At 66.8% G+C, this 25,936-nt stretch carries 28 protein-coding genes; 14 read left to right on the forward strand and 14 right to left on the reverse strand.

Going from position 1 to position 25,936, the window contains the following annotated elements:
• Positions 1–196: 196 nt before the first annotated feature.
• Positions 197–1,321, reverse strand: a complete 1,125-nt coding sequence (locus MKK69_RS16125; protein WP_243969380.1) for an aldo/keto reductase — start codon at positions 1,319–1,321, stop codon at positions 197–199.
• Positions 1,322–1,416: 95 nt separating this feature from the next.
• Between MKK69_RS16125 and MKK69_RS16130 the strand changes: the two genes are divergently transcribed.
• Positions 1,417–2,322, forward strand: coding sequence for a LysR family transcriptional regulator (locus tag MKK69_RS16130; RefSeq protein ID WP_243969382.1), 906 nt, complete (start codon positions 1,417–1,419; stop codon positions 2,320–2,322).
• A 139-nt stretch (positions 2,323–2,461) separates the two neighbouring features.
• Here the strand turns inward: MKK69_RS16130 and MKK69_RS16135 are convergent, their stop codons facing one another.
• Entirely contained in the window at positions 2,462–3,376 is a 915-nt protein-coding gene (locus MKK69_RS16135; RefSeq protein WP_243969383.1) for a LysR family transcriptional regulator, read from the reverse strand.
• Between the two features lie 103 nt (positions 3,377–3,479).
• Between MKK69_RS16135 and MKK69_RS16140 the strand changes: the two genes are divergently transcribed.
• From MKK69_RS16140 to MKK69_RS16170, 7 genes are all read left to right on the forward strand, one after another.
• Complete coding sequence (locus tag MKK69_RS16140) at positions 3,480–3,986, forward strand: YybH family protein (RefSeq protein WP_243969385.1); 507 nt, start codon at positions 3,480–3,482, stop codon at positions 3,984–3,986.
• Positions 3,987–4,165: 179 nt separating this feature from the next.
• Positions 4,166–4,558, forward strand: a complete 393-nt coding sequence (locus MKK69_RS16145; RefSeq protein WP_243969387.1) for a YybH family protein — start codon at positions 4,166–4,168, stop codon at positions 4,556–4,558.
• A gap of 16 nt (positions 4,559–4,574) precedes the next feature.
• Positions 4,575–4,979, forward strand: a complete 405-nt coding sequence (locus tag MKK69_RS16150) for a DoxX family protein (RefSeq protein WP_243969388.1) — start codon at positions 4,575–4,577, stop codon at positions 4,977–4,979.
• Positions 4,976–5,503, forward strand: coding sequence for a YybH family protein (locus MKK69_RS16155; RefSeq protein ID WP_243969390.1), 528 nt, complete (start codon positions 4,976–4,978; stop codon positions 5,501–5,503). The genes MKK69_RS16150 and MKK69_RS16155 overlap by 4 nt, the downstream gene beginning before the upstream one ends.
• A 30-nt stretch (positions 5,504–5,533) precedes the next feature.
• Positions 5,534–6,511 carry a zinc-binding alcohol dehydrogenase family protein gene (locus tag MKK69_RS16160; protein ID WP_243969392.1) on the forward strand — a complete coding sequence of 326 codons (978 nt, stop codon included), beginning with the start codon at positions 5,534–5,536 and terminating at the stop codon, positions 6,509–6,511.
• Positions 6,512–6,579: 68 nt separating this feature from the next.
• Complete coding sequence (locus MKK69_RS16165; RefSeq protein ID WP_243969394.1) at positions 6,580–7,044, forward strand: nuclear transport factor 2 family protein; 465 nt, start codon at positions 6,580–6,582, stop codon at positions 7,042–7,044.
• A 361-nt stretch (positions 7,045–7,405) separates the two neighbouring features.
• Positions 7,406–9,013 (forward strand): mechanosensitive ion channel family protein, encoded by a 1,608-nt coding sequence (locus MKK69_RS16170; protein ID WP_243969396.1) that lies wholly within the window; start codon positions 7,406–7,408, stop codon positions 9,011–9,013.
• Between the two features lie 361 nt (positions 9,014–9,374).
• Here the strand turns inward: MKK69_RS16170 and MKK69_RS16175 are convergent, their stop codons facing one another.
• From MKK69_RS16175 to MKK69_RS16210, 8 genes are all read right to left on the reverse strand, one after another.
• Entirely contained in the window at positions 9,375–10,406 is a 1,032-nt protein-coding gene (locus tag MKK69_RS16175) for an alpha/beta fold hydrolase (RefSeq protein ID WP_243969398.1), read from the reverse strand.
• A complete protein-coding gene (locus MKK69_RS16180) occupies positions 10,403–11,302 on the reverse strand; it encodes a fatty acid desaturase (RefSeq protein WP_243969400.1) in 900 nt (299 codons plus the stop codon). The genes MKK69_RS16175 and MKK69_RS16180 overlap by 4 nt, the downstream gene beginning before the upstream one ends.
• 98 nt (positions 11,303–11,400) lie before the next feature.
• Positions 11,401–11,553 carry a hypothetical protein gene (locus MKK69_RS31020; RefSeq protein WP_279598428.1) on the reverse strand — a complete coding sequence of 51 codons (153 nt, stop codon included), beginning with the start codon at positions 11,551–11,553 and terminating at the stop codon, positions 11,401–11,403.
• Positions 11,554–11,632: 79 nt separating this feature from the next.
• Positions 11,633–12,337, reverse strand: a complete 705-nt coding sequence (locus MKK69_RS16190) for an ABC transporter ATP-binding protein (protein WP_243969401.1) — start codon at positions 12,335–12,337, stop codon at positions 11,633–11,635.
• A complete protein-coding gene (locus MKK69_RS16195; RefSeq protein ID WP_243969403.1) occupies positions 12,334–14,223 on the reverse strand; it encodes an ABC transporter permease subunit in 1,890 nt (629 codons plus the stop codon). The genes MKK69_RS16190 and MKK69_RS16195 overlap by 4 nt, the downstream gene beginning before the upstream one ends.
• A complete protein-coding gene (locus tag MKK69_RS16200) occupies positions 14,223–15,098 on the reverse strand; it encodes a branched-chain amino acid ABC transporter permease (protein ID WP_243969405.1) in 876 nt (291 codons plus the stop codon). The genes MKK69_RS16195 and MKK69_RS16200 overlap by 1 nt, the downstream gene beginning before the upstream one ends.
• Before the next feature lie 10 nt (positions 15,099–15,108).
• Positions 15,109–16,416: an ABC transporter substrate-binding protein gene (locus MKK69_RS16205; protein ID WP_409564827.1), complete on the reverse strand. Its 1,308-nt coding sequence runs from the start codon at positions 16,414–16,416 to the stop codon at positions 15,109–15,111.
• Between the two features lie 44 nt (positions 16,417–16,460).
• The gene (locus tag MKK69_RS16210) at positions 16,461–17,486 is read right to left on the reverse strand and encodes a carbon-nitrogen hydrolase family protein (RefSeq protein WP_243969409.1); all 1,026 of its coding nucleotides are present in this window, start codon (positions 17,484–17,486) and stop codon (positions 16,461–16,463) included.
• A gap of 123 nt (positions 17,487–17,609) precedes the next feature.
• On the opposite strand from MKK69_RS16210, the gene MKK69_RS16215 reads away from it, so the two are divergent.
• Entirely contained in the window at positions 17,610–18,593 is a 984-nt protein-coding gene (locus MKK69_RS16215) for a LysR family transcriptional regulator (protein WP_243969411.1), read from the forward strand.
• Positions 18,594–18,953: 360 nt separating this feature from the next.
• Here the strand turns inward: MKK69_RS16215 and MKK69_RS16220 are convergent, their stop codons facing one another.
• On the reverse strand, positions 18,954–19,667 hold the full coding sequence (locus tag MKK69_RS16220; protein WP_243969413.1) for a helix-turn-helix transcriptional regulator: 714 nt from the start codon (positions 19,665–19,667) through the stop codon (positions 18,954–18,956).
• An 86-nt stretch (positions 19,668–19,753) separates the two neighbouring features.
• On the opposite strand from MKK69_RS16220, the gene MKK69_RS16225 reads away from it, so the two are divergent.
• Positions 19,754–20,167 (forward strand): VOC family protein, encoded by a 414-nt coding sequence (locus tag MKK69_RS16225; RefSeq protein WP_243969414.1) that lies wholly within the window; start codon positions 19,754–19,756, stop codon positions 20,165–20,167.
• Between the two features lie 225 nt (positions 20,168–20,392).
• On the opposite strand, the gene MKK69_RS16230 is transcribed toward MKK69_RS16225, so the two are convergent.
• The gene (locus tag MKK69_RS16230; protein WP_243969416.1) at positions 20,393–20,884 is read right to left on the reverse strand and encodes a MarR family winged helix-turn-helix transcriptional regulator; all 492 of its coding nucleotides are present in this window, start codon (positions 20,882–20,884) and stop codon (positions 20,393–20,395) included.
• Between the two features lie 86 nt (positions 20,885–20,970).
• Between MKK69_RS16230 and MKK69_RS16235 the strand changes: the two genes are divergently transcribed.
• Together MKK69_RS16235 and MKK69_RS16240 are read left to right on the forward strand one after the other, a co-directional pair.
• Positions 20,971–21,420 (forward strand): VOC family protein, encoded by a 450-nt coding sequence (locus MKK69_RS16235; protein ID WP_243969417.1) that lies wholly within the window; start codon positions 20,971–20,973, stop codon positions 21,418–21,420.
• Between the two features lie 16 nt (positions 21,421–21,436).
• Entirely contained in the window at positions 21,437–23,014 is a 1,578-nt protein-coding gene (locus MKK69_RS16240) for an FAD-dependent oxidoreductase (protein ID WP_243969420.1), read from the forward strand.
• A 69-nt stretch (positions 23,015–23,083) separates the two neighbouring features.
• Here MKK69_RS16240 and MKK69_RS16245 read toward each other — a convergent pair whose 3' ends face one another.
• Positions 23,084–23,581: a PAS domain-containing protein gene (locus tag MKK69_RS16245; protein WP_243969422.1), complete on the reverse strand. Its 498-nt coding sequence runs from the start codon at positions 23,579–23,581 to the stop codon at positions 23,084–23,086.
• 281 nt (positions 23,582–23,862) lie between these two features.
• Here MKK69_RS16245 and MKK69_RS16250 point away from each other — a divergent pair, with 281 nt between their 5' ends.
• On the forward strand, positions 23,863–24,108 hold the full coding sequence (locus MKK69_RS16250; RefSeq protein ID WP_243969424.1) for a hypothetical protein: 246 nt from the start codon (positions 23,863–23,865) through the stop codon (positions 24,106–24,108).
• A 534-nt stretch (positions 24,109–24,642) separates the two neighbouring features.
• On the forward strand, positions 24,643–25,089 hold the full coding sequence (locus MKK69_RS16255; protein ID WP_243969426.1) for a MarR family winged helix-turn-helix transcriptional regulator: 447 nt from the start codon (positions 24,643–24,645) through the stop codon (positions 25,087–25,089).
• 182 nt (positions 25,090–25,271) lie between these two features.
• Here MKK69_RS16255 and MKK69_RS16260 read toward each other — a convergent pair whose 3' ends face one another.
• Positions 25,272–25,763 carry a PAS domain-containing protein gene (locus tag MKK69_RS16260; RefSeq protein ID WP_409564826.1) on the reverse strand — a complete coding sequence of 164 codons (492 nt, stop codon included), beginning with the start codon at positions 25,761–25,763 and terminating at the stop codon, positions 25,272–25,274.
• Between the last annotated feature and the right edge of the window lie 173 nt (positions 25,764–25,936).

Consider the following 25,936-nt stretch of genomic DNA (forward strand, 5'->3'; position numbering starts at 1 on the left):
ATCGAGAGTACGGTAAGATACCTCGGAGTCGACGTCGAGGATGCCCTGACCTTGGCAGAGGGAACTGAGATTTGAGCGTTCGGCCCCTCGGCTTCATTGTCGGGGGGCTTTCAGAGCAGCCCGGCAGAAAAGCGCCCATTCCGGCTGTTCGGAGGCATCCCTGCTTCTCCTCCAAAGCGGACACCAGCCTTTTGCCTCAGGCCCCCTCTGACATGGCTTGAACATGGCTGCCGCCGAACACGACGTGCTGCCGCATTGGCGGTCTGGCCAAGCCGTAGATAAGGCGCGGCTCGGGCGACGCGCTGGCTGCGTCCAATGCGGCCCGATGGTCGGGTGCGAGGATGAGACTGAGTGCTGCCGCGTTGTCGGCGACCTGTACCGCCCGGCTCACGCCCATCAGCGTCGAAGCCACGCCTGCACGCGCCATCACCCACGCCAGCGCCACTCGCGCTGGCGGCTGCCCAATCGCATGAGCCACCTGGCGTACCGCCTCCACGATCTTCCAGTTGCGCGGCGTGAACAGGCTGTCGCCGAATGGGTTCGCCCCGTCCAGGCGCTTATCCTCGGCGGGACGCAGTTCGCCAGCCATGGCGGCGTCTCTCGGCAGGCCGTCCGCGCGTATTTCACTGCGCGCCTCGACGGCGGTCCGGTCGTACTTGCCAGTCAGCAGCCCGTAGGCCAGGGGCGACCAGGGCACCAATCCGAGGCCGAATTCGGCCGCAAGCGGTACGTGCTCGTCCTCTACGTCCCGGTTCACGAGGGAGTAGAAGTACTGCAGCCCGATCGGCCCCGGCAGGCCGCGCACGCCCGCCAGCGTCGCGAGCTTGGCGACGTACCAAGCGGGCGTGTTCGACAGGCCCCAGTAGCGGATCTTGCCTGCCCGCACGAGGGCCGCCATCGTCTCCAACAATTCCTCCGCCGGCGTGACGCCGTCCCAGACGTGGATCCAGTACAAGTCGACGTAGTCCGTCGCGAGCCGGCGCAGCGATCCTTCGAGCGTGGTGTAGACGTGCTTGGCGCCGTTGCCGCCCGCGTGCGGTCCGGTGCCGGTGGCAAACCCCGACTTCGTCGCGAGCACGATTCGGTCCCGCAGGCCATGCTCGGCGATGAAGCGGCCGACCATCGTCTCGCTTACGCCTCCGGCGTAGACGTCGGCGGTGTCGAGGAAGTTGCCGCCGGCCTCGACGTAGGCGTCGAACACGGCGCGAGCCGCCGCCTCGTCCATGCCCCAGCGCGCCGTGCCGAAGGTCATGGTGCCGAGTGCCAAGGGACTCACCGCCAATCCCGAGCGGCCGAGCGTGCGATAGTGGGTCAGATCCATTGCTGCGCCTCGTCGATGACGCGCAAGAGCTAGCCCAGCGCGGCGCCAGCGATTAGCCGCTTCGGACGGCATGCGCTTATGAGCGAGATGCAGCAATGCGGCGTGGTACCCTCGACGATCTCGCGGCCTTCGCGGTTGTGGCGCGCACCCGCAGCTTCACGCGCGCGGCTGCCGAGCTCGGCCTGTCGCCCTCGGCCCTCAGCCACGCGATGCGCGGTCTTGAAGCCCGGCTCGGCGTTCGCCTGCTCGCGCGCACGACCCGCAGCGTCGCTCCAACACCGGCGGGGACTCAGTTGCTGCGCTCGCTCGATCCCGCACTCTTAGAGGTGGAACGCGGGCTCGCCGCGCTGGCTGACTGGCGCGGTGAGCCGTCCGGCAGCCTCCGGCTGACGACGTTCGCTTACGCTGCCCGGGCCGTGCTCCAGCCAGCACTCCCACGCTTTCTCCTCGACCATCCTGCCGTCGCGGTCGAGGTCGTGATCGATGATCGCCTCACAGACATCGTCGCAGCCGGGTTCGACGCCGGCATCCGCTTCGGTGAGACGGTGGAGCGCGACATGGTGGCCGTTCGCGTCGGCCCGGATCTGCGCACGGTCGTGGTGGCAACACCGGACTACTTTGCGCGTCATACGGCACCGGAGACGCCTTACGATCTGGAAGCGCACAACTGCGTCAACTATCGGCTGATCGGCGGGGGCGGCCTGCTGCCGTGGGAGTTTCTGAACGCCGGGCGCGAGGTGCGTGTGCGCCCACGCGGTCAGCTCGTCGTGAACGAGGGTGACCTTGCGGGTGCGGCGGTGCGGGCGGGAGCGGGATTGGGTTACATGCTGGCAGACGAGGTCGCGGACGACCTAGCGACTGGGCGGCTGGTGTCTGTGCTGGACGCTTGGTGCTTACCCTTCCCCGGGTGTCACCTCTACTATCCCAGCCGGCAGGTTACACCCGCTCTGCGCGCCCTCATCGATGCACTGCGCTCGCTGGGGAAGGCCGCTGCCGAATAGGAGCGGTGCCGGATCGTGGTTTCACTCTGCCCAGCCACTCATCTGCAAGCAGCCGGACAGCGTCCGACCGGTCCGCGCAAGCCCATTCTTCGACAGCTGTGCACTGCCGTCCGCGCGCGTCAGAGGCCAATCCGGATCATCAGGTCGGCAGGTCGGGGAAGAGCGTCGGCATCAGTTCAATGGCGAAGTCCTTGAACAGGCGCACGGGTCGTGACAGCTGGCGGTGACCAAGATGTACCAGCGACAGGTCGAAGGTCCGGAACCGCCAGTCCGGCATCACCTCGACCAACCTGCCGTCCCGCAGCAGCTCCGGTTGGACCACTGGCGGCAAGTCTCCGATGCCGGACCCTGCCAGCAGCGCGGTGGCGAGCCCGATATAGTCGTTCATCGTGAAGTGCGGCTGGAAGGTGATGGTCTCCCGGTCCGCATGTCCGGCGCGGATGAACGTCCAGCGATGGTCCGGCTTGCTCAGCGAGAACGCCAGGAGCCGGTGATCGTACAGGTCTCGCGGCACGTCCGGCGCTGGGCACGCCGCCAGGTAAGTCGGGCTCGCCACGAGACGGTGGCGATAGGTGAGAACGCGACGCGCGACCAAACCCGAGTCGCGAAGGGGGCCGAACCGAAAGGCGATGTCGATGCCTTCCGCGACCTGGTCCACGTGCCGCTCCGTGACCAGCACCTGGACGCGCACGTTCGGGTGGGCGGCCTGGAACGCGCCCACGAGCGGTGCGACGAGCGTATCGGAGATACTCGGGAGCGCCGCAACCCGCAGCAGGCCCGAGATGGACGTCATCTGGTTCGAGACGATGCCGGCGACCGCGTCGCTGATCTCGACGCTGCGCCGGGCGTGCTCCAGCACCTCCGAACCGAGGTCGGTCAAGCGCAGGCTGCGCGTCGAGCGCTCCAGCAGACGGACACCGAGTTGTCCTTCCAGCTCCGCGACACGCCGGCTCACGGTCGAGACCGGCACCCGGAGCTGTCGCGCGGCCGCCGAAAAGCTGTTGGCTTCCACGACCTTGGCGAAGACCAGCAGTGCGTTCAGATCGAGCTTCATTATCCCAGATCTGGGAAGGTGTTTTCCGCAATCGCGGTCTTATGGGCAGATCATCGGTTGCATATCCATGCGGCACCGTAAACCGGTGGCTGGAGCGCCCGGGATGAAATTTCGGTTCGTCATTACGTCGCCGCTGTTCCTGCTCAGTTGCCTTGTCAGCGGTCCAAGCCTGGCTCAATCGAGCGATGGAGCCCCTACCACACAGCGCGCGGTGACCGACGAGGAGGCCATTCGCGCCGTGCTGGCCTCGTACAACGCTGCGCTCAACGGCGGTCAGACGGCCGCGGTACTACCGCTCTACACGCCAGACGGCATCTTCATGGCTCCCTACAGCCCGTCGTTCATCGGCCAGACGGCGATCCGCAAGGCGTACGACGCCGTCTTCGCCGAACTGAAGTTCGGCGTGAGGTTCGACATCGCCGAGGTGGTGCAGATGGCGCCGGCCTGGGCGTTCGTGCGCACCAACTCGGCCGGGACGACCCTGCATCACTCGACCGGCAAGACCACTGCGGAAGCCAACCAGGAACTGTTTATCTTCCGGAAGGGTGACGACGGGCTCTGGCGGATCGCACGCTACAGCTTCTCGCCCACGAAGCCGCCTCGACTTTAGCTCCAGCGCACGAGCCGAACCCGGTTCCCGCACAGTGCACGCGAACATTGCGGCGGTGACCTGGCTGGTCTCTCGGGCTGGCTTCCGCCACCGGAGGCGACCTTCCCGATCTGCTTTGTGACGCCGCTCATGCGAGCGGAGGCCAGTTCATGAAACTCCCACGATCAGAGGAAGACACCATGGATGTCGACGAACAGGCCATCGCGGCCGTGCTGGCGCGGTACGCCGAGGCCGCCAACAACTCGGATGCCACGGCCGTGGCAGAACTCTATACCGACGACGCCGTGTTGATGGCTCAGAACAGTCCGTCCGCGGTCAGCAAGGCGGCCGTGCACGCCGCCTATGCCGGGATGGCCGGGGCGATCAAGCTCGACATCACCTTCGAGATCGCCGAGATCCGCCTGGTCGCCCCTGATTGGGCGTTCCTGCGCTCGACCTCGACGGGCACGATCCGCCTCCTGCAGCCCGGCATCGAAATCCCGGAGGCCAATCAGGAGCTGTTCCTGTTCCGGAAGGTCGATAGCACCTGGAAGATCGCCCGCTACAGCTTCTCCACCGTCCTGCCGGCGTAGGCGTGAGGCGCTCGCGATGACCCTCACCCTGTCGAGATGGGCCGATGCGCCCGCCCGCACGCTGATGTCCGCGCTGTTCCTGCTCTCGGGCATCGGCAAGCTCACCGCCGTCTCGGCTACGCAGGGCTACATGGCCGCCTACGGCGTTCCGGGCGTGCTGCTCTGGCCGGCGGCCGCGTTCGAGATCGGCTCCGGCGCACTGCTTCTGCTCGGCCTCTGGACGCGTCCGCTCGGCGTGCTGCTGGCCGGCTGGTGCCTGTTGACCGCGGCCATCTTCCACACGGCGTTCGCCGACCAGAACCAGCTGATCAATTTCCTGAAGAATCTCGCGATGGCGGGCGGCTTCCTGCTGCTCGCCCGCGCCGGCGCCACCAGCCTCAGTCTCGATGGCCGCCGGGTCGGTACAGGTGGAAGACCATGATGAGCCTCACGACTATCCTGCGCTCCAGCGTCATTGCGGCGGTCTTGGGCGCAGTCCTCTTCCAACCCCTCGCGCATGCAGCGATCGAGCCTGGACCGAACTTCACCTTCGCGACCGACCCGGCGGTCGCGGCGCAGCAGCGGTCGGCCTTTGATGTGGTGCATCGCTACGAACAACTGCTGAATGCCGGCGACACGACCGGCATCCTGGCGCTGTTCGCACCCGACGGCATCGCGGAGTGGAACGACAAGCCCACCTTCTCGACGCTTCAGGAGAAGAGGGACGCCTACGATGCCCTATTCCAGATCGCCAAGTTCACGACCATGTTCGGCTACGCCGGCATCGACGTTCACGGCGACACGGCGGTGGTGCGTACATACCACCACAAGGGCGCCACGGTGTTGGAGGGCGGCAAGGAAATTGTCGACCTGAACCGCGAGGTCTTCGTGCTGCGCAGGATCGACGGCAGGTGGCGGATCAGCCTGTACATCTTCAACACCAACCCCGTGCAGGGCGAGGGCTAAGCGCAGCCTCGCATGACAGGAGGGTGGCTCATGGCGACGATGAAGGCGGCGGTGATCCGAGAGGCCGGCGATGCGGGCGCGCTGAAGGTCGAGGCGCTTCCAGTCCCCGAACCCAGGGACGGCGAGGTTCTGATCCGCGTGCGCGCCTTCGGCCTGAACCGGTCCGAGTTGTTCACGCGCCGGGGCCAGTCGCCCGATGTCGTGTTCCCGCGCGTGCTGGGCATCGAGGCGGTCGGCACGATCGCGGCGGCTCCCGGCGGGGAATTCCGCGACGGTGAGACTGTCGCGACGGTCATGGGCGGCATGGGGCGCCAGTACGACGGAAGCTACGCCGAGTATGTCCGGGTGCCGGCCGGCCAAGTGCAGGTGGTGCGTACTGATCTGCCCTGGGCGACTCTCGGCGCGCTCCCTGAGATGCTGCAGACGGCTTGGGGCTCGCTTTTCACGGCCCTGCGCCTGAGGGCAGGCGAGCGCCTGCTGATCCGGGGTGGCACCACGTCCGTCGGGCTTGCCGCCGCCGCCATCGCAAAGGCGCATGACGCTCATGTCGCCGCGACCTCGCGACGGGCGGACCGCGCAACCCTGTTGCGCGAGGCCAGTGCGGACCAGGTCTTCGTCGACACCGGCCGCATCGTGGCTCAAGTCAGGGAAGTCTGTACCAGCGGCGTCGACAAGGTTCTCGAACTCGTCGGCACCACGACACTGGAAGACTCGCTGCGTTGCGCCAAGCCGGGCGGCATCGTCTGCATGACCGGGATGGTGGGCGATCGCTGGTCGCTTCCAGACTTCAGCCCGATGGACGCGATCCCCAGCGCGGTCTGCCTGACGACCTACGACGGCGGCGTGGCCGACTTCATGCGCACGCCGCTCCAGGAACTCGTCGATCAGGTCGCCGCGGGCACGCTGCGGGTGCAGGTCGGGCGGACGTTCCGGCTGGATGAGATCGCCGAGGCGCATCGCTGCATGGAGGAGAACCGCGCCGGCGGGAAGATCGTGGTGCTGGCCTGACCGTATCAGGTCGACGCCCTTGCCGCATGCCCGGCGCGGGATGTCCGGCTGACCGCGAGGAGAACGTGATGAACGCCCTGACGCCGACCGAGACCGTCCTCGCCGTCCTGAGGAATGCGACTGACCCGGCCACCATCGCCGCGCTGGTCGAGCCGGACGCCACCTACGTCTCGCTGAACTACGACAATCCAGAGCTGAGTAGGATCATGCCCTGGTGCGGCACGCATGCCGGTTCGCAATCCATCCTGGCGACATTCGTGGACGTGAACCGCCACTGGGGGATTCTGGCCTTCGACGTTCTGGAGGCATTCGGCACCGACGAGCGGGTCGCAGTGTTCGCGCGGTGCACCTTCCGCTCACGCGTCATGGACAAGCGGATCACGTCTCCGGTCGCCGTCCTCGCCAAGGTCAGGGATGGCAAAGTCACACACATGCAGTTCATGGAGAACACGTTCGGTACGGCCTCGACGTTCAGAAGTGGGGGCTCCTGGACCTTCCGGGCCGATCCAGAAGGAACGGAGGTGACGATCTAAATCGAGGCGGTGCCGCGACGCATGAGGTGGTGTAGGAGGGCATGACGACCCCGGCGGCAACGGTGTCGCATCTTCTCGTGTGTGGGTCGCGATTCATGCGCGCAAGCCGGCCGTGATAAGATCTCGCCGCTTCTGGTGCCTGGCGGCCCTCGCTGTCCTGTGCGCTTTCCCGACGGCACCAAGTGCGCAGACGCTCCAGCTCGGCTTCGGCGGCCTCGCCCTCGGCCGCGACCTGGACGAGCACCTCCGCTCGATCCGAGATAGAACGGGCGATCTGGTCGAGGCTGCCGCCGGGGTCCCCGCAGCGACTAGCCAAGCCGCCTCAACGCTCGTTGCAGACGAGCAGACGAGCCCGATTGGCTTGGCTGCGCGCCTCCTCATGCTATGGTTCGGAGGGTGGCTCGCTGAGCGCCTGTTCTTCCGCTGGTCCGCGACGTGGATGCGCTGGATCGCCGACAGCCCGCTGGCCACCGTGCGACAGCGGGCCGTCGCCCAGGCCCAGCGTCTGCTGTTCGCCCAATGCTTGGTCCTGAGCTTCGCGGCGGGTGCCTGCCTCGCCTACCTCGCTGCGGCACCCCCGGCCGCCGCCGGCGTCATGGCGCTGGACGTGCTGCTCGCCATCGTCGCCGTGCGCACCACGCGCGTGCTCGGCCGCTTTCTGCTCGCCCCCGGTGGCCCGCGGCTGCGTCTCGTCGCCCTGCCGACGGACGCGGCTTGGCGCGCGCAGCACGGGGTCACGGTCGTGGCTCTCACCCTGGCGGCGGGGCTCTTATGGTCGGCGCTGCTGCGGCTGGCTGGCGCCGGCGCGGCCGTCGCCGACGCGGCCACGAGCCTGAGTCTGCTGCTCGCTGCCATCCTGATTCCGGCGGTCGTCTGCGCCGTCGTCCTGGTGCGGCGCGGAGCGGACAGACGTCCGCCGCGCCCGGCGATTGTGGCGCTGGCCCTCGTCCCCATCACCGCGTGGCTGCTGGCCCAGGCCGGCCTCTCCGCCGTGGCTTGGGCTGCGCTGGTGCTGGGCCTCGCGCCGGCGCTGGCGTTGGCGCTCGGCGACGCCGCGCGCACGATCGCGTTCGGTCCGAACCGCTTGGGAGCGCTGACACGCGAGGAACGCATCGTCGCCCACGCCGCCCGCAACGTCGCGTTGATCGCGGGACTGCTGCTGGTGGTTAGGGGCGCGCCCGGGTCCGAGGAAGGCTTAGGCGCAGCCGCTACGACCCAGATCGTGTTCACCCTGCTGATCCTACTCGGCGCCGACCTTGCCTGGCAGATTGTCCGCAGCTTGATCGACCGTGGTCTCGCCCGGGCGGACGGCGACTCGCGCACGGATCGCCTCGCCACCGTCCTGCCCGCCCTGCGGACGGTGGTGCTTGTCGCGCTCGCGGTCACGGCGACCCTGAGCATCGCCTCGACCTTCGGCCTGCAGATCGGCCCGCTGCTCGCCGGGGCTGGCGTGGTCGGCCTGACGATCGGCTTCGGGGCGCAGGCCTTGGTCCGTGACGTCATCGCGGGCTTCTTCCTGCTGCTCGACGACGCGTTCCGAGTCGGCGAGACGATCGAGAGCGGCGGCCTGCAGGGTCGGGTCGAGGCGTTCTCGCTGCGCTCGGTCCGACTGCGCGACGACAGCGGGCACATGCATACGGTGGCCTTCGGCGAGCTGAAGGCGGTGACGAACTTCTCGCGCGACTGGGCGGGGCTTGAGGTCCCGATCTACGTGCCACACGGCGTGCCCTACGAAGCCGCAGCTGGCGTGATCACGGCGGCCATCGCGGCGGTGGAGGCCGACGAGACGCTCGCTACCCTGCTCACCGCGCCGCCCGCGTTTCTGGGTGCGACGGCCCTGTCCGAGGCGTCCGTCAGGATGGCCGTGCTGGTCCGGACGGTGCCCGGCAGCCAGGGGCGGGTGAGATCGGATCTGCTGCGCCACGTCCTGTCCGGCATGGCCGGAGCAGGCATCCAGCTGAATAGCTGACCGGTCGAACACCGCGAATGGCGTGCGCGATAACGGACTGGTGCCTCAAACCGATGGCCAGGGCGACCGTGTCCGTTTCAGCGCGGGATCAATCAGAAGCAGTCATTCGGCTTTCGGCCAGATTAGGCCATGCTGGATTGCAGATCAGCCCAAAAGCGGCCGTTCGACTTTGCGCCCATCTCGGTCATCCGACTGCCATCGGCAGCATCTCCGAAGCGGACATGGGGCAAGGCCGAGCGCCGTCTCGCCTGCGATACGGGGTTGACGCGATGATGTGACTTCTCTGCTTCGCCCGGGCGCCGAACCCGTTTGCAATTGATGCTCGAGATTTGGCGCGGATCTTGGGCGCAAGCCGCACCGATCAGGGGTTTATCGCGTCAGCCTCGAGGAAGGCCCGCACGGTGTCGCGGAGAAAGGCGGCGTCGGCCGCGTTGGCCGCGGGATTGCCGGCGCGATGGCCCCAGACGCTCGGGATCGGCCGCAGGACGGCCTCGCGCAGGTGCGGCAGCTCGGCGGCGTTGTCGGCGATGCGGAAGTAGAGATCGGTCTCGCCCGGCATTAGCAGCAGGCGGGCCGTGATCGCACCCAGCGCACGTGCGAGGTCGCCGCCGAAGCGCGGGGCGCGGCTGATGTCGCCCGCCTCCCAGGTGCGGAGCTGCGCGTACAGGTCGGCCGCCGGGCGGCGAGCGAAGCGCTCCTCCCAGTCGGTGCACAGGAAGGTGTCGAGGTCCGGGGCGCCGAGGGCGGTGCGGTGCAGGTCGGCCCGGTAGAAGTCCTGGCTGAGCGCCCAGCCCGCGTAGATGCGTCCGAAGGCCCGGAGCGCGGCAGCGGGCTCGGCCGAGAAGCGGCCGGCGCCGCGATGCTCCGGCGCGGCCTCCAGCACCGCCATCAAACCCTTCAGGAACACGCGGTTGTGCGTGGCGGTCCGAGCGCTGCCGCAGTTGATCACCGCCCGGGCGATCTGCTCGGGAAACAAAGCCGCCCAGTGATAGGCCTGCTGCGCTCCCATGGACCAGCCGTAGACCGCGTGCAGGTGTTCGATGCCCCAGGTCTCGGCGAGCAGGCGGCGCTGAGCGTGGACGTTGTCCCAGGCGGTGACGAGGCCGGGCCAGTCCGGCGTGTTCGACGGGCTCGACGACAGGCCGTTGCCGAACATGTCCGGGATGACGATGAACCAGCGGCCCGGATCGAGCACGCCGTCCGGGCCGATCAGCCATTCGAGGTCGGGGTGCTGGGCCGCGTAGCTCGTCGGATAGAGCACGACGTTGTCGCGCTCGGACGAGAGGGTCCCGTGCGTCTTCCAGCGCAGATGCGCACCCGGCAGCACGGCGCCCGACTGAAGCGGCAGGTCACCGAGCGCGAAGGTACCGGTGCTTGTCGGCCATCCGGTCACGGGCGCAGCGTCCGGACGAAGCCGACATGCCATTTCGCGTAGCCGCGCTGGAGCACGACGAGCCGCTCACGCATCGCCGCGTGGGCGTCCGGCAGGCGATGGAACGGGATCGACGGGTAGAGGTGGTGCTCGGTGTGGAACGGCATGTTCCACATGAGCAGACGCATCAGGCTGTTGGTCAAGGTCGTGCGGGTGTTGGTCAGACCGTTGTCGTCCATCGTGCAGAGCGTGTGCTCGGTGAGCAGGTAGAGCCGCAGGAACGGCTGCCCGAGGAGCTGAGGTCCGATCCAGAACACCAGGGGCGCCCACCAGCCGATCAGCACCATACCGAGAACCGAGACGCCGAGCAGGACAGCGCACATCACTCTGAGCGACCGGATGATACGCGGCGCGGCGCGCTCCGTGATGAACGGGTAAGCCGAGAGGTCGCCGCGCAGGCCGGCTGCAGCCACTTGGAGGCGGGTGCGCCAGTAGGGCAGTGCCATCACGCGCCAGACATAGGCGTCGAGGGTTGAAGGTGGCAGCAACGCGAGTTCGGGATCGTGCTCGGGATCCTGCGTGTGGCGGTGGTGGGCGAGGTGGAAAGCCGTGTAGAAGTGCCAGTTCAGGAGCGACGGGCAAGCGACCAGCCAGCCGGCGACGGCGTTGGCCCGGCGCGAGCGGAACGCGGTCAGGTGGATGGTCTCGTGGATCGGCGCGAACAGCGCCGATTGCACGATGCCTAGCAGCATCATGGCGGGCAGCAGCGTCCACGGTCCGGAGCGCCAGACCAGCCAGCCGAAGCCGGCCAACATCAGGACATGCGCGCCGAGGCGCATCGCACCGCGCAGGTCTGAGCGCTGCGACAGCGCCTTCACCTCCGCGCCCGTCAGAATCCGTCCGCTCGCCGAAGCCATGGATCTCCCCGAGAGTTGCAGGCGCCTCGAAAGACACACGGCTGCTGCATCATCCGTGCCGGTGCCGCCGGCCCTTGTTGCTGAACCGGCGGACACGCTCAGGCGGTCAGCGCCTCGGGCGCCGACGCGTCGAGCCCGCCGAACAGGCTGCGGCCCGGCATCGCGGCCACGAGGCCGCGGGTGTAGGGGTGCTCGGGCGCGGCGAAGATCGCAGCGGCTGGACCCGTCTCGACGATCCGGCCCTGCTGCATCACCGCGACCCGATCGGCGAACCAAAGCGGTGATCGCTCGATGTAAGCAGCTGCATCGAGGCGATGTCTGTGGTCTCGCTTACGGCGCCAAGCCCATGAAGTCCCGCATCGGAGCGGGATCTGTCCGGAGAGCGGAGGCCCGCCCCTCGTAGACGACGTGGCCGTTGTTGAGGCCGTAAACCCGGTCGGCGAAGCTCAGGACCGCTGCTACGTTCTGCTCAACCACGACGATCGTGCGCCCTTCCGCGGCCAGACGCTTCGTCAACACGATCAGATCCTGAACGATCAGCGGCGCCAGCCCCTCGAAGGGCTCGTCGAGGAGGAGGATGCGCGGGTCGCGGACCAGGGCGCGGGCGATCGAGAGCATCTGCTGCTCGCCCCCCGAGAGGGTGCGCCCCCGCGAGGTGCGTCGCTCCTTGAGCCGGGGGAAGATCTCCCAGATCCGATTGAGGGGCCACGCCTTGGGGGCGGTCAGGCGCGCGACGCGGAGGTTCTCCTCCACGGTCAGGCCGCCGAACACCGCGCGCTCCTCCGGCACTAACTGCATGCCAACACGAGCGATCTTCGAGGGCGGGAGCCCATGGATTGGCTGGCCGTCGAGGCGGATCGTGCCCTTCCTGGGGCTGAGCACGCCCATGAGGGTGCGCAGCGTCGTGGTCTTGCCCGCGCCGTTGCGGCCGAGCAGGGCCACGACCTCGTTCTCCTCCACTCGCAGGGAAACGCAGAATAGGACGTGGGAATCGCCGTAGAGGGTGTCGATCCCCTGGACTTCGAGCAGGCTCATGCGGCGCTTCCCATTGTGGCACCGGCTTCCGCCGGGCCGGCACCGAGATAGGCGCGCTGGACGGCTGCGTCCCGGCGCACGGAATCGGTTGGGCCGTCGGCCAGGAGGCGGCCCTCACACAGCACGGTGATCCGCTCGGCGAGGTTGAAGATCGCGTCGAGGTCGTGCTCGACCACGACGACCGTGCAAGCCTTCGCGATGCGCCGGATCAGAGCGCAGGTCGCCGCCCGCTCCGACAGGCTCATGCCGGCCAAGGGTTCGTCGAGGAGCAGCACGTTCGGGCTGGTGGCGAGCGCCATGCCGATTTCCAGCCGTCGCTTCTCGCCATAGGCCAGGACGCTCGCCGGGGTGCCAGCCCGCTCGCCGAGATCGAGAAGGTCCATCAGGGTCGCGACCTGCGCCTCTACCTCGAGGTGTCCGTCGGCGGGGGCGATGAGATCCAGGCGGAAGCCGCCCCGCGCCCGCGCCAGCGCCGCCACCCGCAGGTTGTCCCGCACCGTGAGGTCCAGGAAGAGCTGGTTGAGCTGATTGCTCTTGGCGATGCCCCGCTGGGCCGCCCGGCTCACCCCGCCTCCGGTCAGCCGCTCGCCGAACAGCAGCACCTCGCCCGCGCTGGGGCTCACTTCGTCGGAAAGCATCTTGAACAGAGTGCTCTTGCCCGCCCCGTTCGGCCCAATCACCGCGTGGATGGAGCCCCGGCGCACGATGAAGCTGACGCCGTCCACGGCTTTCAGGCCGCCATAGTGCCGGGCCAGCCCCCGCGCCTCCAGGGCGATCTCCGCATACGCGCTCCGGCCATCCACGGCCGGGCGCGGCATCGGAAGGGCGATCTCGGCCGGGATGGCGGCTGGCCGCGCCTCGCCCGTCGCTTCGATGGCTTCGGTCCGGGCCTGTGCCGCGTACAGGCGAAGGGCCTCCCGGCGGCGATTCCAGAGATGCAGGATCTCGCCGCAGATGCCCCGGCGCAAGCCGATGACGAGCCCGATGAAGGCGAGCCCCAGGACGAGCTTCCAGAGGGGGCCAAGGCCGGGAACGAGTTGCAGATTGTCGCGCAGCCACAGCCACAAGGCCGCGCCGACGAAGGGTCCGACCAGCGTACCGACGCCACCGACGATGGTCTGAACCACGAGCTGCCCCGAGGTCTCCAGAGCGAAGGCATCCGGCGGCATATAACTCTGGAACGGCCCGAGCATCGCCCCGGCAAGCCCGGCATAGAGGGCGGCGATGGTGAAGGCCGCGAGCTTGTAGGCCGGGACGTCGTGGCCGAGCATCGCCACGCGGGCGGTGTTCTCCTTCACTGCCCGTAGGATCAGCCCGACGGGCGAGCGGGCGATGCGGCGGGCCAGGACGAAGCCGAGGAGGAAGGTGACCGCGAGCAGCGTGTACATTGGCAGCCCGGCGGTGATCCGCACCGCACTTGCCCCGAAGCCGATCGTCGGTAGGGGCACCCCGGCTATGCCGTTCTCGCCGCCGGTCCAGTCCGAGAGCGGTGAGTTCTGGAAGAAGTAAGCCATCTGGCCGAAGGCCAGGGTGATCATGGCGAAATAGATGCCGATGCGCCGGACGGCGAGCCAGCCGACGAGGAGCCCGAACAGCCCCGCCGACAACGTCCCGGCCACGAGGGCGAGCCAGACGCTTCCCACCGCACCCGAGACGAGGAGGGTGGCGGCGACGAACCCGCCGGTCCCGTAGAAGGCCGCCTGCCCGAAGGACAGAAGGCCCGCGAGCCCGAACAGGATATCGAGACCGAGGCCGAAAAGGGCCCAGTTGAGCGCCCGGGAGAGCAGGTCGTGCGAGAAGCCGAGCGGCGGCAACAGGACCGGCGCCACCACGAGGAAGGCGGCAAGCGCCAGTTCCGGGAGAAAGCGGCGTAGGACGCGGGCCATCACACGCGGCCCTCCGTGCCGAACAGCCCCTGCGGGCGCGCGACGAGCACGAGGGCCATGAGGCCGTAGAGCATCACCTCGGAATAGGCGGAGCTGAAGGCACTAGTCAGGCTGATGACCTCGCCGGCGATAAGTCCGCCGACCACCGCGCCGGGGAAGGAGCCGAGCCCGCCCAGAACGATGACCACGAAGGATTGTACCATGAAGCTCGCGCCCATGTCGGGGGTCACCGAGACGACCGGGGCGTAGAGCATTCCCGCGAGCCCCACCGCGACGATGCCGATGGCGAAGACGAGGAGGAAGGTGCGGCGCACGTCGATGCCCAGGATGCCGACCATGCCGGCATTCTCTATGCCCGCCCGCACCACGAGGCCGATCGCCGTCCGGTAGAGGACGAGATAGAGGCCGACTAGCAGCGCTGCGACGATGCCGATGAGCTGGAGGCGGTAGGTCGGGTAGACAAGGAAGCCGAGCTTCGTCGCGCCCACGCCCCAGGACGGCACGGGTACCCGCTGGCTGTTGCCGCCGAACCAGGCGCGCAGGGCCTCCACGAGGACGATGCCAATGCCGTAGGTAACGAGAATCTGGTCCTCGTCCGGCCGCGCGTAGAAGTGGCGGATCACCAGCCGCTCCATCGCGCAGCCGATAATCAGCATGACGGCGCAGCCACCGAGCATCGCCAGCAGGAAGGAATGCGTCGCCGACATCATCACGAAGGCTGTGTAGGCCCCCACGGCGAACAGCGCGCCGTGGGCGAAGTTGAGCACGCCGAGCGTGCCCAGGATGATGGTGAGCCCGCTGGAGACGAGCGCCAGAAGGCTCCCGAGGGCAAAGCCATTAAACGCTTGGGAGAGAAGAACCGCCGTACTGGGCATCGGCACGGTCTCAGGTGTAGGGGCCGAGCTTGCAGCCGAACAGGTCGGGCGGGTTCATCACCGCCTCGCCCTCGACCAGGTCGACGATCTCGTAGAAATCCTCCGGCCCCTTCATCGCGCCGGGGGCCTTGCCCTTCAGAATAGGGATCGGCCGAACCATCTGGTGATCCTCGGCGCGGTAATAGACGCGGCCGATGGTCGAGTCGTAGGGCTGGCTCTTCGATGCTTCCATCGCCCTAGTGATGTCGACTGGGTTGAACCCGCCGACGCGTTCGACGGTGAGCGCCCAGAGATAGGTCTGCATGTAGGCGATGTGCGCGCCCCAACGCGGGTGATACTTGTTCTTCTCGAAGAAGCTCGCCACGAAGGTCTTGGCCAGTGAATAGCGGTCCTCCAGCGTCCACCAGAAATCACAGGAGCCGTAGACGCCCTGCATCAGCTCGGCACCCAGCTCCTTGTCCTGGAACGAGGACAGGTTCGGCACCACAAGCTTCATGCTCGACAGGACACCGAACTGCTCGGCCTGCTTGGTCGAGGCGACCGCATCGGCCCCGAAGCAGATGTTCACGAAGACGTCCGCGCCGCTATTGGCGATGTTGAGGAGAGCCGAGCTGTAATCGGCGGTGCCGAGCGGCACGGTCTCCTTCAGCACCTGCGTCCAGCCCGCCTCCTTGGCGAATTTCGCAAAGGAATCGTAGACCGTCTGGCCGTAGGTGTAGTCCGGCACCAGGAAGGCCATCTTGCGCTTGGGTCCGAGGGCCTTGGCGACTACCGGGGCCAGTGCCTTGGCCGCCATGTAGGCATTCTGCTGCGAGCGGAAGCCGTAGCGCTGGCAGTTCTTGCCAGTGACGTCGTTCGAGCCGGCGATACCGACCATGTAGAGGACCTTGTCGCGGCTCGCGAGCTCTTCGAGGGCGATGGCCTCGGAACTGCTCACTGAGCCCGAGAACTGGATCGCCTTGTCCCGCTGGATGAACTGCGTCGCCGCCTGCACCGCGACGTTGGGTTTCCCCTCTGTATCGGCGACCTTGTAGCGGATCTGGCGCCCGAGCACGCCCTTGCCCTTGAGGCCCCAGGCGGCCGGGATCTCCCCGCCCGCATTGATCTGCGCGATGGCGAGTTCGTAGCCGAGCTTCAGGTCGTTCCCGTCACCGGAGAACACGCCGGTCAGCGGCATGGTCAGGCCGACGAAGACGGAGTCGGCGCCGACACCCTCCGGGAAGGTGCCGATCGCGGCGGGCGTCTGCGCGCGAGCCAAGCTCGGCAGCATCAGTCCGGCGGCGCCCCCGAGGAGCAGCTTGCGACGGTCGAACATTATAGCACATCTCCGCTCGGGCAGGGGTCGAGGCAACGCTCAGCAAGTCATGCGCCGTCGCCGGGAACAGGCGCGGGAACACTCGCCGGCGGCTGGGCGAAACCGGGATCGCGAAAGGCCGCGGGGGCGAGGCGGCGGCGGTTCACCGTGAGGTCGAACACGTCGAAGCGGTTGTAGTAGCCGACCACGTCGTGGAACTGCTTCGGCTCGATGCAGGCCGCGAGATCGATCTCGCCATAGAGGATCCCCTCCTCCTGCAGCACCTCGCCGATCTGGGAACCGGTCGGATCGAGGAAGAACGAGGCCGCACGCGGGGTCCCTTCCAGCACCTCGGCGGCGCGGGGATCGCAGGCGGCGATGGTGTCAAAGGCTTTGCGGTCGAGCACACTGGCGGTGATGAGGCCGAAGACCTTGGCCTCGAAGCAATGGGCGCCCGCCCGGAGCCGGTTGGCGGCGAGATTGTCGTAATTGCCCCCGCCCGACGGTCGACGCGTCGGCCAGACCGGCGGCCAGGACGAGATGTGGAACTGCTCGCCCTGCGCCATTAGGCTGTATCGGGCGAGTGGGTTGGTGTTCTCGCCGCAGATGAGCTGGCCGATCCGGCCGATGGAGGTCTCGACCACCTTCAGGCCCGCCCCGTCGCCTGCCGCCCAGATCAGCTTTTCGTAGAAGGTCGGGACGAGCTTGCGGTGATGGTTGAGGATGTCGCCGCTCTCGCCGATCAGCAGGTTGCTGTTCCACAGGCAGGCGACGCTCACAGGCGAACGCTCGCTCAGGCCGATGGAGACGACGATCCCCGCAGCCTTCGCGGCCTCGCGGATGAGGGCAACCTCCGGCCCGTCGATCACGACCGACTGGTTGGCCATGCGGGCGAACAGGTCGTGGTTGTCGATCGGCGCTGCCAGAGCGGCCCAGATCGGGAAGGCCGGGATGAATGTCTCCGGGAAGGCGACGAGGGCCGCCCCGGCCCTGGCCGCCTCGTGGATCAGCGAGACCGCCTTGTCCGTCGTCGCCTTCGCGTCGAGGAAGACGGGGGCTGCGTGAATGGCGGCGGCCTTGAAGCGGGGATGCATGGGATGCCCTTTCCCGGCCGAGCTTAGGCAGCGTGGCCGCCGCTTGAAGCGGGCAAATCCGCAAGCACCCTTGCATGCATCCCGAGCCGCCGAGGTGGCGCGACTCTTGCGCCGTGCAGGCTCATGCGTGCCCTCGATCAGCTCGATTGGGATGACCTGAAGGTCTTCGTCCATGCCGCCCGCGGCGGCAGCCTCGCTGGTGCCGCCAAGCGGCTAAGGGTCGATCAGTCGACGGTCAGCCGCCGCATCGCGCATCTCGAATCCGCGCTCGGCGTCTCCCTATTCGAGCGCATGCCATCCGGCCTGCGCCTGAGTGAGGCCGGTCAGCGACTGCTCGGCCATGCGGAGCGGGTGGAGAGCGCCATTATCGCCATGGAGGAGGAAGTCACCCCCGGTTCTGGACAGGCCGGGGGCCGCGTTCGGCTCGCGACGATGGAGGGCATCGCTTCCCTCTACCTCGCCGAGCGTTTCGTGCGCCTGCACGAAACGCATCCCGACCTCACCGTCGAGTTGTTGACATCGCCCCAGGCAGTCTACGTGAACCGCCGGGAGGCCGACCTCTTCCTGAGCTTCTTCAAGCCGCCTGGGCAGGCGCTCGTCTCCGCCCGGATTGGCCGCTTCCGGCTCGGGCTCTACGCCTCACCGGGCTACCTCGACCGAGCGGGAACGCCGCGATCCATCCAGGATCTGGAGCGCCACGCCTTTGTCACCTACGTCGAGGACCTCGTGCAGGTCGATTGCGTGCGGTGGCTCGACGAGATCATCGCGGATCGGCGTACCGTGTTCCACTCGACGAGCATGATCGCGCAGAAGCAGGCGGCCGCCGGTGGGCTCGGCATCGTCCTCCTCCCGAGCTTCGCGGTTGCCGGACGCGACCTTCTGGTCCCGGTACTGCACGATGACTTGTCGACGACCCGAGATCTCTGGCTCAACGTCCACACCGACCTGCAATTCTCGCCCCGCATCAGGGCGGTCTCGGACTTCTTGAAAACCCTGTTCCGCTCCGACCCCTCGCTGCAAGTCAATCTTCGGCTTCCGCATCCGGTCTCAATTTTGGGATCAGCGAAGTATTCGACGGACTATCACGAAACTGACCAGGCAATATAATTCTTTAATACAAGAGATGGCTCTTAAATATTACTCGATGTGCATACAGATAGATTGATCCAGGACCGATCAACGTCTTTGTGTTTGAGTATATGTTCTTTTGCACTACACCTTCCATTCCGATGGGAATGTCCGCTTTGGGGAGCCGCGCCGATCATTTCCTGTGACCGGGTTGGGTCGATAGAAGCTTGTCCGCCTTTCTGGCAAGTCTCATCCGAAGCGGCCGTTCCGCTTTCGGCCAGATCCGCTCCCGCGCTGGACGTCCCTGAATGGCTGGGTTGGGTGGATTGCGGCTGGTCCGCTTCCAAGTGGCGTAGGCGTTAAAGCAGACTTGAAAAGTCGATCCATTCTGCCCTGCGGTCAGCCACCAGATCGTGCTGCCGGGGCCGCATCCCCGCTCTCCAGCGCTTCCAGGTAGGTGCACAGTAAGGATGCCCGGTCCGGCCGAAAGCTGCCCCCCTCGACCTTGGCTTCGACGATGCGGTCGATCCGGAACATGCGGAACGCTTCGCGCAGACGGCACCATGATAAAACGACCAGTCGCCGCTCCGTATGAACGATCGCCAGCGGCAGGATCGTCCGCAACGTGCCCGAACCGCGCTCATCCGTGTAGTGGATGGTGAGCGCCTCTTCCCGCCAGCATGCCTGCCGGATCAGACCCAGGTTCTGAGCGGACGCGTAGCGTGCCTCGGGGCGATAGACCTTCGATACGCAGTGGAACAGGTGCTGCTCGCGATCGTCCGGCAGTATCGCTGCGACCTTGGCCACGACCGAAGCCGCTGCCGCCGCCAAGTCGGGATCGCCCATGGCGCGCACCTCCGTTATGCCGAGCGCCAACGCCTCGATCTCCAGGCGATCCAACGTCTGCGGTGGAAGCGCGTAATCCTCGGTCAGCCGGTAGCCGTAACCCCGCTTGCCGTCGATCCGGGCTCCGGCGGCCCGCAGGCTGTCGATGTCCCGGTACAGCGAGCGCACCGAGACGCCGGTCTCCTCTGCCAGACGCGCGGCCGTCACCGGTTTGGGCAGGCTGCGCATCGCCTGGAGGAGACGGAAGAGGCGGTCGCTCCGTGCCATCAGCCTACTGCCGGTTTTTGTCAGGTAGGGGTTGGTACATCCCAGTCGCAGGGCTCGGCAACACGCCCTGCACATTTGAGACTGCCATGACCGTCCAGACGACCACTCATCTCAACTTCCGCGGGCAGGCTCGCGAGGCGCTCGATTTCTACCGCTCCGTCTTCGGCGGCCAGCGGACGATCGTCACTTACGGGGACCTCGGGGCGACGCAGGATGCTGTGCAGGCTGAGCATATGATCTGGGGCCAAGTGGCTTCCGATCAGGGCTTCCGGATCATGGCCTATGACGTACAGCCGGAAAAGCCGTGGAACCCGGGGGAGAACGCGTTCTACGTCTCGGTCCGTGGCACCTCGTCTGAGGAGATCACCGCGTACTGGGAGAAGCTTCGCGTGGGCGCGTCGGTCTTGCAGCCGCTCGGTGCTTCGGCTTGGTCGCCGCTCTACGGGATGCTGACGGATCGGTTCGGTGTAACATGGGTCATGGACGTGATGGTGGCCTGACCAGGCATTCTGAATGGCGGGCGATCGAACGTTTGTCCGCCCTCCTGCATCAAAGCCGAAGTGGTGAGCGGCTGGGTTGGGTCGGAAGCGGGAATGCCGCTCAGGGTGGATTTCCGCCGGTCTGCTTCCGAGGGCATGAGGTTCAAAGCGGACACGCATAACCTCCCTCCACAGGCCCTAACTCTGCTCATCCGATCGATCCATAGGTTGTAAAGGCGCCGAAGATTATCGAAAAAGTCGCATCACCAAATCGGTCAGGGTGCGCAATGCATCGTCGTCGAGGGCTAGACTGCACCGGAGCTTGCTCGCCGTCTCCCGCATGAGCCGATCCGTCACCGCACGACCTCCAGGCGTCAGCGAGACTAACACCTGACGCCCGTCCGCCGGGTCTGGCGCTGCTTCGATATGCCCTTCCTTCTGCAGGGTATCGACCAGCATCGACACGTTGGCACGTGAGACCTTCAGCGCCCCGACGATCTCGCGCTGGGGCACGGGTTCGTCGCGCGACCACAGCACAGCAAGCACCTGCCAGCGGCCGGGTGTCAGCGCGTCATCGCCAAGCCAGCGCGCGACGACATTGTCGAGTGCCTGGACGCCTGAGCGCAGAGCAAACAACGCCTCCAGGGCGAGCGCATCGCCGGGCGGAAGGACGGTGCGGTAGCGGCGGCGCACGAAGTCGGGCGGGACGAGCGGCGGGGCTGACGTCTTCCTCGGCATCCTTGACATTGTTAAGCGCTTAACAGAAATGGGTTGCAGGGCGTTGGCTCAGTCCTGAGCCGCACCTTCCCCGGATGGAGTGCGGCATGGGGACGCCGATCCTGCTCGGCATACATCACCTCAAGTTCCCGGTCGCCGACCTCGACCGCAGCCTCGCCTTCTACGCGTGCGCTCTCAGGGCCCAGCGCATCGAAGCTTGGGACCATCGACACGCCGACGGCACACTATACGCCTTGATCCTTGAGGTCCCGGGGCTCGGCACGCACCTCGAACTGCGTCTCGATCCGATCCAGGCCGCGCGTCAGGCCGGCTTCGATCCAGTTACCCTTGCCGTGCGGGACCGGGCCGCCCTCGACGGCTGGATCGCGCACCTCGACACGGCGGGCATCGCCCACTCGCCCGTCCTCATCGCGATCCAGGCGTGGCTCATCGTGTTCGCCGACCCCGACGGCCGGCGCCTTCGCTTCTACACGCAGGAGACCCACGGACTCGAACTCCCGCCCGACGATGGCTCGCCGTGGCTGACCGGAGACTGAGGCAGAAGGAGGTGCCATGTCCAACCCCGTCCTGATCGTCGGCGCTGGCCCGACCGGCCTGACCGCCGCCCTCGAACTCGCACGCCTTGGCGTCCCGGTGCGCCTCATCGACAAGCGGGAGGCGCCAGCTACCACTTCCCGCGCGATCGGCGTCCAGGCGCGGACTCTCGAACTCCTGGATCAACGTGGGCTCGCCGACGAGCTGGTCCACCTCGGCAATCCGGGCCGCTACGGCAGTGTCTACGGCGGCGGCAAGAGGGTCTTCCACCTCGACTTCGCGCATGTCGAGAGCCGCTATCCGTACATCCTGTTCGTGTCCCAGGCAGAGACCGAGCGGGTTTTGCGCGAGGCTTGCGCCCGCCACGGCGTTGCGCCGGAATGGAGGACGGAAATCGTCGGCATTCAGCAGGACGTGCACGCGCACGATATCGCCCCCGTCCACGCCGTCCTCGAACGCCCCGGCCGCGGCCTTGAGCGGGTCGCCGCGCCCTGGATCATCGCGGCGGAAGGGGCGCACAGCCTCGTGCGCACCACCCTCGACCTGCCCTTCGAGGGGCATACCCGCACGGAGGACTACGCGCTCGGCGACCTCAAGATCGACGGCGCGCTAGCTGACACGGACTTCCACATCTTCTCGTCCGAGCACGGCTTCATGGGCCTGTTCCCGATGGGCGGCGATCACTTCCGGCTGATCGCCTCGAATCCCCTGAGCGCGCCCTCGAAGGACACTGCGCCCTCACGCGACGAGTTGCAGGCGATCTACGACCAGCGCTCCCCCATTCCGGCCCGGTTCCACGACCTCACCTGGAGCTCATGGTTCCGCATCAACAGCCGGATGGTGCCCCGCCTCAGGATCGGGCGTCTGTTCCTCGGAGGGGACGCCGCACACATCCACTCTCCGGCCGGCGCGCAGGGGATGAACACCGGCATCCAGGACATGATCAACCTGTGCTGGAAGCTCGCCCTGGTCATGCGAAAAGAGGCGCCTGCCGACCTGCTCGATACCTACGAGGCCGACCGGCTGCCGGTGATGCGCAGCGTCCTATCGCGCACCGACAGCCTGACCACGACGATCGGCACCGAGAACCCACTCGTGCGCACCCTGTTCAACCATCTCGGGTCCTGGATCGTAGGCGTGGACTTGGTCCAAGCGAGCGCCACCGCCACGATGGCGCAGCTCACCGTCGGCTACCGCGATAGCCCCCTCTCAGAGAATGACGGGCACCCCGGCGCCCTACGTGCCGGTGACCGGATGCCGGACCTACCCGTCCAGCAGCGGAAGGATGGGGCGTGGGTGCAGACGCATCTGCACCGGGCTCTCGACCCGTCACATCCCACCTTCGTACTCGCTCTGCCAAACGCGGGACAATGCCCTGTTGATCTGGCGGGGACCGACGGCCCCGTCGTCCAGCTTGTCCCGGCCGCTGACGATGCGGGGCGGTTCGAGGTAGTGTTCGGGGGTAAGGGCAGCGCCGTGTTGGCGCGGCCGGATGGCTATGCCGGGTGGATTGGCCCGCTGGACGGCGCGGCTGGGCGGGTCCGGGAGTATCGGGACCGGTGGTTCGCGAAACGTCATGACACGCCGGCCCGCTAAAGGTGCCCGCTTATGGGAACGTACGGGCAGATGCAGGACGACCGAGTTGGGTCAGCTGTTGGCAGTCGCTCAGTGACGTCCGACCCGGGCGAGCGCCTGCCCCAGGTTGATCAACAGCAGGTCCGTCGCCGCCCGGACCCCAGCGGGCGCGTCGGGGCCGAGCGTCTTTTTAAGAGCCAGGGCCAGATCGGTCGCTTGCTCCAGCGGGTTATCGCTTGGACCCAAATTGCTAACGACGTAGCGCTCGTCCCCATCATGCATCTCGGTGATGTCGATCAGGATCCCGCACGTGCGCAAGGGGTGCCCAGTTCCGGACAAATAGGTGCGCCCGCGGCTGAGGAGCCAGCGCACGGTTCCGTCCTCGGCTATGACACGGTACTCGACCAGGAACAGGCCACCCGCCCGGGTCACCTCTCCAACATGCTCGATCAGCCAAGCATGATCGGCAGGATGCACGGCCGCCAGGGAGATCAACCCAGTGAGCTCTTTCTCGGCGAGATCCGGGTCGCCGGTCAGCAGCTGTGCCGCACCGGCGTCGTAGACGATGACCTGACGGACATGATCCAAGTCCCATGTTCCGACCACGCATGAGGCTTCGAGGGCATCATACAGGCGCTCGTGCGACCCACTACCCCCCCCTGACATGGCCACTGAACGATCAAACCGCCGATTCATCGTTTCGTCTCGTGTGCAGGCAGCCAGACCAGATTAAACCGTACTCTGGGGTCGCCGAAATGACAAAGATTTCATTCTATGGTTGTATGCTGCGGACGGGCATTGCGATAGTAGCAGCCTGGGCAGCTCATCCGGGGTGCACGGAGGGGCTGGGGAAGCCAGAGGAAGCGAGCATGGGCGACGATGTCAGAGCCCAAGTCGCGATGGACGGCGACGAGACGCCGACACGGAACCTGCGCCGGATAGCCGACGCCCTCGGCAGGCCAGTATCTGATTTCTACGGTCTATCGATATTGGATCACGAGGCCCTGACGTTGCTCACGCTTGTTCAGGACTACCTTGTCCGGGTCGATCTGGGTGCTCGCGAACGTTTCATGCGGTCACTGGAAGCAATGGACTTCCAAGAGCCCACAGCGTGATGGCCATTACCCCATTCATCGTGGCAGCCGCGATCACCGCCAGCCCGTAGAAGAACAGATCAGCGGATCGGTCGCGCGTTCTGGCCCGTAGCGACCGCCTTCACCCCAGCAGCCGGGAACGGCGGCGCGACTGCGCTTGGCGTCGACCGTATGCTTTCGAGCGCTGCGCCAATTATTGCCTCCCACCCCGAGCTGAAGTTGCCGGAGGGCTGAAGAACGGCTGCTTTGAGGACGCGCCGGCGCCGGTCCTAGCGGCTGGGTTGGGTCGGTAGGAGGCCGTCCGCTTTTTCGGCGGATCTGCTCCGAAGCGGACCGGCGGCTATCGGCCAGGTTCAGTCGCGTGAGTAGGCGCTTCCGAATGGCTGGGTTGGGTGGATAGGCGCCGGTCCGCTTTCGGGCGACTTCTCGCGGATGCGGACGCTCAGAGAGCGGGAAAGGCAGGCCTGTTAGCCGCGTTTCCCGCCGCACAAGATACAGCCCGTTGACAATGTCTTTCACGCGTGAATGATTAAAGTCTGAATGGAGTAGCGGCCAGTGGCAACGTCGACGAAGCAACGCGGCCTGCGGCTGGACGACCAGCTCTGCTTCGCCCTCTACGCCGCTACGAACTCGGTCGTGCGCGCCTACAGGCCGCTACTGGGCGAGTTCGGGCTGACCTACCCGCAGTACCTCGTCATGCTGGCGCTCTGGCAGGATGGCGTGACGGCAGTGCACGACCTCGCCGCCCGCCTGCAACTCACGTCCAGCGCGATTACGCCCTTGGTCGACCGGCTGGAGGCGGCTGGCTTCGTGATCCGGACCCGCGCCGCGGACCGGCGCATCGTCCTCGTCGCCCTGACGGAGGCGGGCCGCTTGCTGGAGGACCAAGTCGCGACGGCGCAGCAGGCCGTGGTCTGCCGTACCGGCCTCGGCGACCGCGAGCTCGCCGACCTGCGCCAGGAGTTGAAGGATCTCGCTGACCGCGTCGCCGCAACGGGCTGAGAATGCGCCGCGCGCAGGTGGGCGGATGATGCTCCCCGAGTGGGCGAACTGAAACCGCGAGGGTTCGACGCCGGCCTGGCCAACGACCCACGCGGACCAATCGAGGGCCATGCGCAACTGCAGGCGCCTTCCATCCTGTCGGCTCGCTCACGCCGTCCACGCCCGTGCCGCGGCCTATGCGGTCAAAATCGTGCGAGCGCGCGGCCGATTTCGAACAGAAGGTACCCTGAAAGCTTGTGCAGGTCCGTATAGCCACTCTGCTTGAGAGCTAGATGTATCTCGATGCAGCGATCCGCGGCAGCAACCAGTGAGTCCTCGATATCTTGATTCATTGAGGCCGGTGGAGTGAAGGGGCCCTGATGACTATCAGTGGTATCGATATAAATGCCGAGGCCCTGCATGAGGCCAAACCCGTTGCGCACTAGGGCGCCCCGATTGAGCACCCAATGGACCTCGCCGCGCTCATCCAAGACACGGAATTCGGCTGAGAACGGACCGCTGGTCTGTCGCACATAGCTGATGCGGTCAAACAACCAAGTTCGGTCATCCGGATGCGTGCGGTACAGAGCAGCTTCGAGGGAAAGCGGCTTGCCAGCGAGGCTGGCGCTACCGCCAGCAGGGCTGTGGCGCCTACATCGAGCACAGAGCGACCTGCAGCAACATCCGTGCTCCAAGTGCCGATCAGCCCTGCCGCCTGAAGGGCGTACTTAGAGCTGTTCCCGGAGGCGTTGCGACGGAGCCGGGGTTGCCGCGTTGACCGGTTAAGGAGGCGGCAATGCCATCACCTTTATCAGTCGATCTGCGCGAGCGCGTTGTAGCGGCCGTGACCGAGGGCGCGTCTTTCCAT

This window comes from Methylobacterium sp. J-026, from assembly GCF_022829585.1.
In the GTDB taxonomy this organism is placed as follows: Bacteria; Pseudomonadota; Alphaproteobacteria; order Rhizobiales; family Beijerinckiaceae; genus Methylobacterium.

What these genes read in the sequence shown, in the direction of transcription:
- MKK69_RS16125 (WP_243969380.1), bottom strand. Translation starts at nt 1,321, where the DNA reads ATGGATCTGACCCACTATCGCACGCTCGGCCGCTCGGGATTGGCGGTG.
- MKK69_RS16130 (WP_243969382.1), top strand. Translation starts at nt 1,417, where the DNA reads ATGCGGCGTGGTACCCTCGACGATCTCGCGGCCTTCGCGGTTGTGGCG.
- MKK69_RS16135 (WP_243969383.1), bottom strand. Translation starts at nt 3,376, where the DNA reads ATGAAGCTCGATCTGAACGCACTGCTGGTCTTCGCCAAGGTCGTGGAA.
- MKK69_RS16140 (WP_243969385.1), top strand. Translation starts at nt 3,480, where the DNA reads ATGAAATTTCGGTTCGTCATTACGTCGCCGCTGTTCCTGCTCAGTTGC.
- MKK69_RS16145 (WP_243969387.1), top strand. Translation starts at nt 4,166, where the DNA reads ATGGATGTCGACGAACAGGCCATCGCGGCCGTGCTGGCGCGGTACGCC.
- MKK69_RS16150 (WP_243969388.1), top strand. Translation starts at nt 4,575, where the DNA reads ATGACCCTCACCCTGTCGAGATGGGCCGATGCGCCCGCCCGCACGCTG.
- MKK69_RS16155 (WP_243969390.1), top strand. Translation starts at nt 4,976, where the DNA reads ATGATGAGCCTCACGACTATCCTGCGCTCCAGCGTCATTGCGGCGGTC.
- MKK69_RS16160 (WP_243969392.1), top strand. Translation starts at nt 5,534, where the DNA reads ATGGCGACGATGAAGGCGGCGGTGATCCGAGAGGCCGGCGATGCGGGC.
- MKK69_RS16165 (WP_243969394.1), top strand. Translation starts at nt 6,580, where the DNA reads ATGAACGCCCTGACGCCGACCGAGACCGTCCTCGCCGTCCTGAGGAAT.
- MKK69_RS16180 (WP_243969400.1), bottom strand. Translation starts at nt 11,302, where the DNA reads ATGGCTTCGGCGAGCGGACGGATTCTGACGGGCGCGGAGGTGAAGGCG.
- MKK69_RS31020 (WP_279598428.1), bottom strand. Translation starts at nt 11,553, where the DNA reads ATGCAGCAGGGCCGGATCGTCGAGACGGGTCCAGCCGCTGCGATCTTC.
- MKK69_RS16190 (WP_243969401.1), bottom strand. Translation starts at nt 12,337, where the DNA reads ATGAGCCTGCTCGAAGTCCAGGGGATCGACACCCTCTACGGCGATTCC.
- MKK69_RS16195 (WP_243969403.1), bottom strand. Translation starts at nt 14,223, where the DNA reads ATGGCCCGCGTCCTACGCCGCTTTCTCCCGGAACTGGCGCTTGCCGCC.
- MKK69_RS16200 (WP_243969405.1), bottom strand. Translation starts at nt 15,098, where the DNA reads ATGCCCAGTACGGCGGTTCTTCTCTCCCAAGCGTTTAATGGCTTTGCC.
- MKK69_RS16210 (WP_243969409.1), bottom strand. Translation starts at nt 17,486, where the DNA reads ATGCATCCCCGCTTCAAGGCCGCCGCCATTCACGCAGCCCCCGTCTTC.
- MKK69_RS16215 (WP_243969411.1), top strand. Translation starts at nt 17,610, where the DNA reads ATGCGTGCCCTCGATCAGCTCGATTGGGATGACCTGAAGGTCTTCGTC.
- MKK69_RS16220 (WP_243969413.1), bottom strand. Translation starts at nt 19,667, where the DNA reads ATGGCACGGAGCGACCGCCTCTTCCGTCTCCTCCAGGCGATGCGCAGC.
- MKK69_RS16225 (WP_243969414.1), top strand. Translation starts at nt 19,754, where the DNA reads ATGACCGTCCAGACGACCACTCATCTCAACTTCCGCGGGCAGGCTCGC.
- MKK69_RS16230 (WP_243969416.1), bottom strand. Translation starts at nt 20,884, where the DNA reads ATGCCGAGGAAGACGTCAGCCCCGCCGCTCGTCCCGCCCGACTTCGTG.
- MKK69_RS16235 (WP_243969417.1), top strand. Translation starts at nt 20,971, where the DNA reads ATGGGGACGCCGATCCTGCTCGGCATACATCACCTCAAGTTCCCGGTC.
- MKK69_RS16240 (WP_243969420.1), top strand. Translation starts at nt 21,437, where the DNA reads ATGTCCAACCCCGTCCTGATCGTCGGCGCTGGCCCGACCGGCCTGACC.
- MKK69_RS16250 (WP_243969424.1), top strand. Translation starts at nt 23,863, where the DNA reads ATGGGCGACGATGTCAGAGCCCAAGTCGCGATGGACGGCGACGAGACG.